General features: G+C 65.9%; 9 protein-coding genes. 3 read left to right on the top strand and 6 right to left on the bottom strand.

Features of this window, described 5'->3' with window-relative positions; all coding sequences use genetic code 11:
• On the bottom strand, nucleotides 1-1,177 hold a 1,177-nt coding region (gene glmM / locus DYI24_RS02705), incomplete at its 3' end, for a phosphoglucosamine mutase (RefSeq protein WP_164571168.1).
• Nucleotides 1,178-1,378: 201 nt separating this feature from the next.
• Nucleotides 1,379-1,540, bottom strand: a complete 162-nt coding sequence (locus DYI24_RS27985; protein WP_205523335.1) for a hypothetical protein — start codon at nucleotides 1,538-1,540, stop codon at nucleotides 1,379-1,381.
• A 164-nt stretch (nucleotides 1,541-1,704) separates the two neighbouring features.
• On the opposite strand from DYI24_RS27985, the gene DYI24_RS02700 reads away from it, so the two are divergent.
• The 3 genes from DYI24_RS02700 to DYI24_RS02690 all read left to right on the top strand — a co-directional run bounded on the left by DYI24_RS02700 (nucleotide 1,705) and on the right by DYI24_RS02690 (nucleotide 4,426).
• Nucleotides 1,705-2,844, top strand: a complete 1,140-nt coding sequence (locus DYI24_RS02700; protein WP_107345902.1) for an alpha-hydroxy acid oxidase — start codon at nucleotides 1,705-1,707, stop codon at nucleotides 2,842-2,844.
• A 149-nt stretch (nucleotides 2,845-2,993) separates the two neighbouring features.
• Nucleotides 2,994-3,809, top strand: coding sequence for an enoyl-CoA hydratase/isomerase family protein (locus tag DYI24_RS02695; RefSeq protein WP_164571167.1), 816 nt, complete (start codon nucleotides 2,994-2,996; stop codon nucleotides 3,807-3,809).
• A 164-nt stretch (nucleotides 3,810-3,973) separates the two neighbouring features.
• The gene (locus tag DYI24_RS02690; protein WP_164571166.1) at nucleotides 3,974-4,426 is read left to right on the top strand and encodes a response regulator; all 453 of its coding nucleotides are present in this window, start codon (nucleotides 3,974-3,976) and stop codon (nucleotides 4,424-4,426) included.
• Nucleotides 4,427-4,437: 11 nt separating this feature from the next.
• Here the strand turns inward: DYI24_RS02690 and DYI24_RS02685 are convergent, their stop codons facing one another.
• From DYI24_RS02685 to DYI24_RS02670, 4 genes are all read right to left on the bottom strand, one after another.
• Nucleotides 4,438-5,274, bottom strand: a complete 837-nt coding sequence (locus DYI24_RS02685) for a shikimate dehydrogenase (RefSeq protein WP_164571165.1) — start codon at nucleotides 5,272-5,274, stop codon at nucleotides 4,438-4,440.
• A gap of 101 nt (nucleotides 5,275-5,375) precedes the next feature.
• The gene (locus DYI24_RS02680; RefSeq protein ID WP_164571164.1) at nucleotides 5,376-7,127 is read right to left on the bottom strand and encodes a SulP family inorganic anion transporter; all 1,752 of its coding nucleotides are present in this window, start codon (nucleotides 7,125-7,127) and stop codon (nucleotides 5,376-5,378) included.
• Between the two features lie 41 nt (nucleotides 7,128-7,168).
• Entirely contained in the window at nucleotides 7,169-7,438 is a 270-nt protein-coding gene (locus DYI24_RS02675; protein WP_011159861.1) for a helix-turn-helix domain-containing protein, read from the bottom strand.
• Between the two features lie 170 nt (nucleotides 7,439-7,608).
• The gene (locus DYI24_RS02670; protein WP_164571163.1) at nucleotides 7,609-9,660 is read right to left on the bottom strand and encodes an elongation factor G; all 2,052 of its coding nucleotides are present in this window, start codon (nucleotides 9,658-9,660) and stop codon (nucleotides 7,609-7,611) included.
• Nucleotides 9,661-9,757: the final 97 nt, after the last annotated feature.

Below are 9,757 nucleotides of genomic sequence, written 5' to 3'. Positions count from 1 at the left end.
AGATCACGCGGCTGTCAGCGGGCGGCCGGCCGCTGCGATAGCGCACGTTCTTCAGGATTTGCGGCAGCGGATCGAACCGGTGGCAGACTTCGGAGACCGGACGGCCGAGCTTCTGCACCATCGCCAACACCTGCAGGGCCGCGACGAAGCCGTCGCCGGTGGTGTTGAAATCGGACAAGATGATGTGACCCGAGGACTCGCCGCCGACGTTGTAGCCCTCTTTCAGCATCTGCTCGAGCACGTAGCGGTCGCCCACCGGGGTGCGCAGCAGCGCGATGCCTTCGCCCGCCAGGAAGCGCTCGAGTCCGAGATTGGACATCACGGTGGCGACCACGCCCGGCTTGGCGAGGCGGCCGTCTTCCTTCCAGCTCTGGCCGATCACCGCCAACAGCTGATCGCCGTCGACCACATGGCCGCGCTCGTCGACCAGGATCACGCGGTCGGCATCGCCATCGAGTGCAATGCCGATATCGGCGCGCATCTCGCGGACCTTGGCGCATAGCGCCTGCGGCGCGGTAGAGCCGCATTCCTTGTTGATATTGAAGCCGTCGGGTTCGACCCCGATCGAAATCACGTCGGCGCCGAGCTCCCACAGCGCTTCCGGCACCACCTTGTAGGCGGCGCCATTGGCGCAATCGATCACCACGCGGAGGCCTTCGAGGCTCAGCTCGCGCGGCAGCGTGCGCTTGGCAAATTCGATGTAGCGATCGTGGACGCCGTCGATGCGGCGGGCGCGGCCGAGGCTGGCACTCTGCGCGAGCTTCTTGTCGAGAGACTCGTCGAGCATCAGCTCGATCTGCTTTTCGACTTCGTCGCTGAGCTTGTAGCCGAGCGGGCCGAACAGCTTGATGCCGTTGTCCTCGAACAGATTATGCGAGGCCGAAATCATCACGCCGAGGTCGGCGCGCATCGACTTGGTCAGCATCGCGACCGCCGGGGTCGGCATCGGGCCGACCAGCAGCACGTCCATCCCGACCGAGGTGAAGCCGGCGACCAGCGCGTTCTCGATCATGTAGCCGGACAGACGCGTATCCTTGCCGATCACCACGCGGTGGCGGTGCTCGCCGCGCTGAAACGCGAGGCCTGCAGCCTGGCCGACCTTGAGGGCCAGCTCCGGCGTGATCAAACCGTTGGCGCGGCCCCGGATTCCGTCCGTCCCGAAATATCTGCGGCTCATCCAATCATCCCCCGCCCTTGCCGGTCACGGTCAAAAACCCACGATTCGTCCGGGGCTTGCCGTACGGCGAAACGGCCTTATAGGCCCAAAATAGTTGCGGGGACTTCAAAAAATGTAATCAAAGATTACGCCGCCGACTTGGGGCGACGGCGTAAGCACTTGATAAATATCATCTATCCAGACGTATGCCGCGTCGGGTGATTAATCCTTGCGGCGCTTATCCCCATCCGGTTTTGACGGTGCCGGCTGGGTCACGCTGACCGGGTCGGAGCCCGGAAACGACTCCTCGAGCCCTTCATTGAGCTGATCTTCCAGCTCCTTCTTGTTCTTGGTCGGGGTTTCGGCGGTCTTGGCGTCGGTCATCGCGGTCCTCCTGCTCGAACCTTGAGAATTCGAAAGAAAACGCGCCGCGATGCACCGGGTTCCCCGAGGTTCGGCAAAGCCCGACGCGACGATTTTGCACATGGCGTCCGCGTGCTACAGGACGAGCGGCTCGCAACAACCCGCAAGAGGCGGACGGCATTTCCATGAAAGAGATCACCTGCATCGAAGACCTCCGCCAGATCCACAAGCGCCGGGTGCCGAAGATGTTCTTCGACTACGTCGACCACGGCTCCTACGCCGAGGAGACGCTGCGGGCGAATGTGGAAGACCTGAAGCGGATCAAGTTCCGCCAGCGCATCCTGGTCGACATCTCCAAGCGCGATCTCGCCACCACGATCCTCGGCGACACCTACGCGATGCCGCTGATCCTGGCGCCGGTCGGCTCGACCGGGATGCAGCACGCCGACGGCGAGATCCACGCCTGCCGCGCCGCGCAGGCTGCCGGCATCCCCTATACGCTGTCGACGATGTCGATCTGCTCGATCGAGGATGTCGCCGCGAACGTCGAGAAGCCGTTCTGGTTTCAGCTCTACGTGATGCGTGACCGCGGCTTCGTCAAAGCGCTGATCGAGCGCGCGATCGCCGCCAAGTGCAGCGCACTGGTGCTCACGGTCGACCTTCAGGTGATCGGCCAGCGCCATCAGGACATCAAGAACGGCATGACGGTGCCGCCGCAGCTGTTCAAGCTGAAGAACGTCATCGACATCGCCACCAAGCCGCGCTGGGTGAAGGGCATTCTCGGCACGCCGCGGCGCAACTTCGGCAACATCGCGGGCCACCTGCCCGGCTCCAAGGATCTGGAATCGGTGTCGGCCTGGGTGGCATCGCAGTTCGACGCTTCGCTGAACTGGCGCGACATCGACTGGATCCGCTCGATCTGGCCGGGCAAGCTGATCATCAAGGGCATCCTTGACGTTGAGGACGCGCGCGAGGCGGTGAAGGTCGGCGCCGAGGCGCTGGTGGTGTCGAACCATGGCGGGCGCCAGCTCGACGGCGCGCCGTCGTCGATCGAGGTGCTGCCGGAGATCGTCCACACGGTCGGTTCGCACATCGAAGTGATGTTCGATGGCGGCGTCCGCTCCGGCCAGGACGTGATGCGCGCGCTCGCGCTCGGCGCCAAGAGCTGCATGATCGGCCGCGCCTACATCTACGGCCTCGGTGCCTATGGCGGCCCGGGCGTCGCCAAGGCGATCGACATCATCGGCAAGGAGCTGTCGACCACGATGGGCCTGTGCGGCGTCAATTCGATCCACGAGATCGACGAGAAGGTGCTGGCGGAGTAACTCCGCCCTGCCCTCTCCACGTCATTGCGAGCCGAAGGCGAAGCAATCCAGCCGAGTGCACGGCGCGGGATTGCTTCGTCGGTTCGCTCCTCGCAATGACGGGGAGAGGACAACTAACAACAACAAAAGCAAAAATGAGGAGGAAACCAATGACCAATATGCAGACGAGCGTGCAGCCCGCTTCCAGCGAAGTGCTCTATGCGGTCGAGGATCACATCGCCACGATCACGCTGAACGCGCCGGAGCGGCTGAACACCATTTCCGGGCCAATGCTGAATACGCTCGCGGCGCTACTCACCAAGGCCAATGAGGATCCCGAGGTGCGCTGCGTGATCCTGACCGGCAACGGCCGCGCGTTCTGCGCCGGGCTCGACCTCAACAAGGAGCGCGGCGACGAAGGCCTCAGCGCGGCGTCGTCGCCGACCACGCTCGACCTGCGCAACACGCCGCCGACCGTGCTGCAGGCGATGGACAAGCCGGTGATCTGCGCCGTCAACGGCGGCGCGGCCGGCTACGGCATGGATACCGCGCTCGGCTGCGACATCCGTATCATGGCGGAATCCGCCAAGCTGGCTGCCGCCTTCGTCAAGCGCGGCGTAGTGCCGGAGAGCGGCGGTACCTGGTTTCTGCCGCGGATGATCGGCTGGGCCAAGGCGGCAGAGCTGATCTTCACCGGCCGGACGCTGAGCGCGCGCGAGAGCCTGGAATGGAGCCTCGCCAACGAAGTCGTCCCAGACGCCGAGCTGATGGGACGCGCCCGCGGGGTCGCCAAGGAAATCGCCGGCAACGCGCCGCTGGCGGTGCAGGCGGCGAAGCGCATGATGCGGATGGGCCTCAACGAGACCTTCCCGGATCACGTTCATCACGTGTACTTGCAGCTGCTGCCGCTGTTCAAATCCAAGGACATGGCCGAAGGCATCCGCGCCTTCCTGGAAAAGCGTGAACCGAACTTCCAAGGCAAGTAAGCCCCGCGCCACTCAGTCCTGTGCCACGTAGTCCTACGCGGCGCCGTCTTACGGTTTGATTCACCGGTCGGGCGACACTGTGGGGCAACGCCCAGGCCGCCTGCAGCCTTGCTGCAGATGGCTGCGCGTGTGTTCGCCATCGCAGCCAGCTCGATCGGAGCGCCATGACCGACCATCCCGAGAGCCCTGCCGCGGCTGCGGCGGGTTCAGCAGAGTTGAAGCCGCGCCTCCTGGTGATCGATGACGACCAGGTGCACCGCACGATCATCTGCAAGATCGCGGTGCGCGCCGGGTTCGAACCGGTCGAAGCCGGCACGCTCGACGAGGTCGTCGAGCTGACCACCTACAATGATTTCGAAGGCGTCACGCTGGACCTGTCGCTCGGCGAGCAGGCCGGCACCGAGGTGCTACGCCATTTTGCCGATCGCGACTTCCGGGCGCCGATCATCATCCTCAGCGGCGCCAAGAGCGAGATCGCACGCAAGGCGCATGATTTCGGCGAGTCGCTCGATCTCACCATGCTGGAAGCGGTGTCGAAGCCGGTGGATCTCACCGAACTGCGCGAGCAGCTTTCGATTATCGCGCGGACGTGGCGGATCATGCACCACGCCGCATAGCTCCCGAACGCTTACTTCGGCACCAGATCGGCCTCGACCAGCGCCCGCAGCTCCGCGGTGACGTGCGGCCGCGCCCCGAACCACAGATCGAAACCGCGCACCGCCTGGTGGAGCAGCATGCCGAGACCGTCCGCGGTGCGCAGCCCGCGCGCCTTGGCGGCGGCGAGCAGATCGGTCTCCAGCGGCACATAGACCAGGTCCGCCACCACCGCATCCGCCGGTAGCGCCGACAGGTCGATCTGCAGCGGCGGCTGTCCCTTCATGCCGAGCGAGGTGGTGTTGACCAACAGACCCGCGCCCGGCAGCGCCGCGGGGATGTCGCTCCAGGCGATCGGCACCACACGGTCGCCGAACAGATCGCGCAGCGCCTCTGCCCGCTCGATCGAACGATTGGCGAGCGCGATCCGCTGCACGCCGCGCTCCAACAGGCCGAACACCACCGCCCGCGACGAGCCGCCGGCCCCGAGCACCACGGCATGCGGGGAGCGATCCCAGCCCGGCGCCGAGGCGTCGAGATTGCCGATGAAGCCTTCGATGTCGGTGTTGGTCGAGCGCAACAGATCGCCGTCGTAGTACAGCGTGTTGGCGGCGCCGACCGCGCGGGCGCGCTCGTCCGGCTCGGTGAGCTGCAGCGCGCGTTCCTTGTGCGGGATGGTGACGTTGGCGCCGACATAGCCGTGCGTCTTCAGGTGCAGCACGAATTCGGCAAAGCCTTCCGGCGGTACCGCTTCGATCGAGTAGCCGCCCTCGATGCCGAGCTGGCGCAGCCAGTAGTGGTGGATCAGCGGCGAGCGCGAATGCGCCGCCGGCCAGCCGATCAGACACGCGGCGCGCTTGGTCGCAGCCATTTCGCCCTCCAACAGACGCGAGACCTCCGAAGCCTGTGAAAATCAGGCTGTCGCGCCAGCGTCAATCGCAAAACGCGGCGCCGCGACGGAAGTCGGGGACGTCAGACCGAAGCGGGCTGCGGTGCGGTCGCCTCCTCGGGCGCGGGGGTCTTGCCCTTGACCTCGTCGACCGCGCTCGCGATGTCGGCGCGGTAGTGCGCCAGCGGCGGCTTGACGCCATGGGTGAGCAGCGCGCGGCGGACGGTCGGCGAGGCCCCGGTGACGATCAGCTTGATGCGCTTGCGCTGCGCCGACAGCGCCACCCGGTAGATCGCATTCGCGGCGGTGGAGTCCAGGAACGGCACCGCGGCGAAGTCGACCACGAACACCTTGTGGCGATCGGCGATGTTGTTGAGCACCGAAGACACCGTCGCGGCGGCGCCGAAGAAGAACGCCCCGGTGATGCGATACACCACCACGTCCGGATCAGTGACCAGCGACAGATCGGCGGCGGTGCCGCGGCGCTTGCCGCTCTCGTCGGCACGATCTTCCTGCGCCAGCCCGGAATACGCCTCCACCCCGGTGACTTCGGACATGCGGTGAATGAACAGCACCGCGCCGAGCGCAAAGCCGACCACGATGCCTTCGGTGAGGTCGCGGAACACGGTGAGCAGGAAGGTCGCCAGCACCACCACCGCGTCGCCGCGCGACGAGCGCACCAGCGTGGCGAATTCGTGCTTCTCCGCCATGTTCCAGGCGACGATCGCCAGCACCGCGGCGAGCGTGGCGAGCGGGATGTAGCTCGCCAGCGGCGCCGCCACCAGCATGAACACCAGCAGGAACACCGAGTGCAGCATGCCGGCGATCGGCGTGCGCGCACCGGTGCGGATGTTGGTCGCGGTACGGGCGATCGCGCCGGTGACGCAGATGCCGCCGAACAGCGCCGAGCCCATGTTGGCGAAGCCCTGCGCCACCAGTTCGCAGTTCGAGCGATGCCGCCGCCCGGTCATGCCGTCGGCCACCACCGCGGAGAGTAGCGACTCGATCGCGCCGAGCAGTGCGAACGCCATCGCGTCGGGCAGCACTTCGATCACCTTGGCGACCGAGAACACCGGCCAGGACGGCAGCGGGAAGCTCTCGGGAATGCCGCCGAACCGGGTGCCGATGGTGGCGACCGGCAGCGAGAAGCCCCACACCAAGGCGGCAGTCACGGCGACCGCGATCAGCAGCCCCGGCCAGTTGGGCCGCAGCTTCTTCAGGCCGACGATCAGCACGATCGCGGTCAGCGCGATGCCGAGCGCATAGAAATTCATGGTCGGCAACGCCTGCGCCAGCGCTTCGAGCTTGGGGAGGAACGGCCCCGGCTCGTGCGCCAGCTCAATGCCGAGCAGATCCTTGAGCTGACTGGCGAAGATGATCACCGCGATGCCGGCGGTGAAACCGACCGTGACCGGATAGGGAATGAATTTGACGTAGGTGCCGATCTGCAGGAAGCCGGCGATCACCAGCATGATGCCGGCCAGGAAGGTCGCAAGCAGCACGCCGTCGATGCCGTGGCGCTGCACGCTGAGCATCACCAGCACGATGAAGGCGCCGGCTGGGCCGCCGATCTGAAACCGCGAGCCGCCGAGCAGCGACACCAGAAATCCGCCGACCACCGCGGCATAGAGGCCGCGATCCGGCGTGACGCCGGAGGCGATCGCGATCGCAGTCGACAGCGGCAGCGCCACGATCGCGACGGTGAGACCGGCGATCAGGTCGGCGCGAAAGTCGCCGAGGCCGTAGCCCTCGCGCAGCGCCGTGATCAGCTTTGGGGTGAACAGCTCGCGGAAGCTCGGTTTGGTGGCAGCCACAAGTCGCCGGGAGGTGTCCATGCTGTTTGCTCCTGGTCCGCCCCGCTGCTGCACCGAAACCGTTAGGCCTCGTTGCGGGGCGGCGCCGGCTCTTTGAACCGGACGCCGCGGCCGCCGCCTTCGCTGCGGGAATTGTCTCCAATCAGGGTCACGCCGCAGCGGTCGAGGGCCTCGATCACCTTGGTGAGTGATTCCACCACACCACGGACGTTGCCTTCGCTCGCCTCCATCCGCTGGATGGTCGGCAGCGACACGCCCGACAGTTCGGCCAGCGTGCGCTGGTCGATGCCAAGCAGCGCGCGCGCGGCGCGCAATTGGGCTGCGGTCATCATGGATGAAGCATGAACTCTGATGTCTGAAGATGCCAATATGATGCTTCGAATAGCATCAAGCAAACAAGAAACGGCTGGAGTGATGTCTGAGACATCAGTCCAGCCGCTTCGGAGCAGTCATATTTTAGTGAGCGAGGCGGAAGACGTTCCGCCTCGCCGACTTTCTAGGGTCAGGCCGCCGCCTGGCGGTGGGCCGCAACGATCTGGTCAGCGGTCCGCCCGCTGACTTCGGCCATATGGTCGAAGGTGCGAGTGAAGCTGCCTGCACCGGCCGTGGCCGAGCGCAGCTCGACAATCAGGTCGCCGATCTCCGCCTCCGGCATGGTGGCGCGCACCATGTCCCAACCCGGCCAGCCCTCGCGGGTGTCGAAGCCGAGGATCTGGCCCCGCCGCCCGGACAGGATGGCGTTGACCTTGGCGGTCGCCTCGGTCGGGCAGACGATCTCGACGGTGTGAATCGGCTCCAGCAGCACCGGCTGGCACTGTGGCAGCGCCTCGGCGATGCCGATCCGCGCCGCGGTACGGAACGCCATGTCGGACGAATCCACGCTGTGATACGAGCCGTCGGTCAGGGTGACGTGGACGTCGACCACCGGGAAGCCGAGCGGTCCGGCACGCAGGGCATCGATCACGCCCTCCTCCACCGCGCCCATGTAGTTGCGCGGCACCGCGCCGCCGACCACGGTCTCGGCGAAGGCGAAGCCCTCACCCCGCGGTAGCGGCTTGATGTCGAGCACCACGTCGCCGAACTGGCCATGGCCGCCGGACTGCTTCTTGTGGCGACCGCGCTGAGTCACCGGCTTGCGGATGGTCTCGCGATAGCCGATCCCCGGCGCATGCGACTTCACGGTGACGCCGTAGCGGTCGTGCAGTCGCTCCAGCGCCACGCGCAGATGCATCTCGCCTTGTCCCCACAGCACCATCTCGTGGCTCTGCGGATCGTGCACGATGGTGAGCGAGGGATCTTCCTCGTTCAGCCGCTGCAGCGCCTGGCCGAGCTTGACGTCGTCCTTGCGATCCGTAGCGGCGAGCGCCATTGCCAGCACCGGCGGCGCGGCCGTGACTTCGACCAGCGAGGCCGGCGCGGTCTTGCCGTTGCCGAAAGTGTCGCCGGTCTTGATCGTGTCGAGCTTGCCGAGTGCGACGACATCGCCGGCCGTAGCCGACGAGCGCTTGCTGTCGTGCCCGCCGCCAACGGCCTGCATGCCGGAGACACGCGACGCCTCACCGGACGATGACTGCACGTTGTCGCCGTCCGCGAGCGTGCCGGCGAATAGCCGGGCCAGCGACAGCTTGCCGCCGTGCTGCAGATGCTGAGTCTTGAAGACGTAGCCGATCGCATCCTTGCCGGCGGTGACGCCGAGGCGTGCCGCGGTTTCGGTGACGTCGGGCGCTTCGTGACGCAGCGCCTTGAGAAGACGCAGCACGCCATTCTCGCGCAGCGCCGAGCCGAGCAGCACGGGACAAATCACGCCTTCGCGCAGCTCGCGGGCGAGATCGTCGAACACCGCATCGCGCGGAGGCTGGATGTCGTCGAGCAATTGCTCCATCAGCGCGTCGTCGTGATCGGCGAGCTTCTCGAGCATCGAGAACCGCGCTTCCTTCTCACGGTCGAGATTGCCGCCTTCGAGGTCGATCACTTCGGAAGGTTTGTGCTCCCGATAGACGAAGGCGCGCTCCAGCGCGAGATCGACATAGCCGGCGATCAGGTCGCCGTTCCAGATCGGAATCTGGCGCAGCACCAGCGGGATACGCGAGGCCGGCTGCAGACTGTCGAGCACTTCGCGAATGCGTTTGTTGGCGCGATCGATCTTGTTCAGGAACAGAAATCTGGGAATGCCGAGATCTTCGAGTTCGCGCAGGATCAGCTGCAACTGCGGCAGCTTGCGCTCGTCGGCTTCACACACCACCACGGCGGCGTCGACGGCGGGAAGCGCCGCGCGCATGTCGTGCGCGAATTCGACGGAGCCGGGACAATCGAGGAAGGTGTAGCTCTCACCCATGAATTGGGTGGTGACGGCCGTCAGGCTGAGGCCCATTTTGTGCTGGCGTGCCTCGGGGCTGGAGTCGCCGTGCGAGGTGCCCGCATCGACCGAGCCGGCCCGCGGGATGGCGCCGGTTCGTGCCAGGATCGCTTCAAGTAGTGTGGTTTTTCCGCTTTGGAATGGGCCCACCAGTGCGATGCACCGGGGACCACGGGGACTTCTGACGTCTTGTCCCATCGCCGCCTCCTTCTATCTGGAGCTCGGCCCGTGATTGGGTCGGCAAGACGTGATGTTTTCGCAACACACGACACTTGGCAAGCGCGAAAAATTACGA

It is taken from the genome of Rhodopseudomonas sp. BR0C11, assembly GCF_010820945.1.
Classification (GTDB): Bacteria; Pseudomonadota; Alphaproteobacteria; order Rhizobiales; family Xanthobacteraceae; genus Rhodopseudomonas; species Rhodopseudomonas palustris_H.
This window is presented reverse-complemented; position numbering and strand designations above follow the sequence as displayed.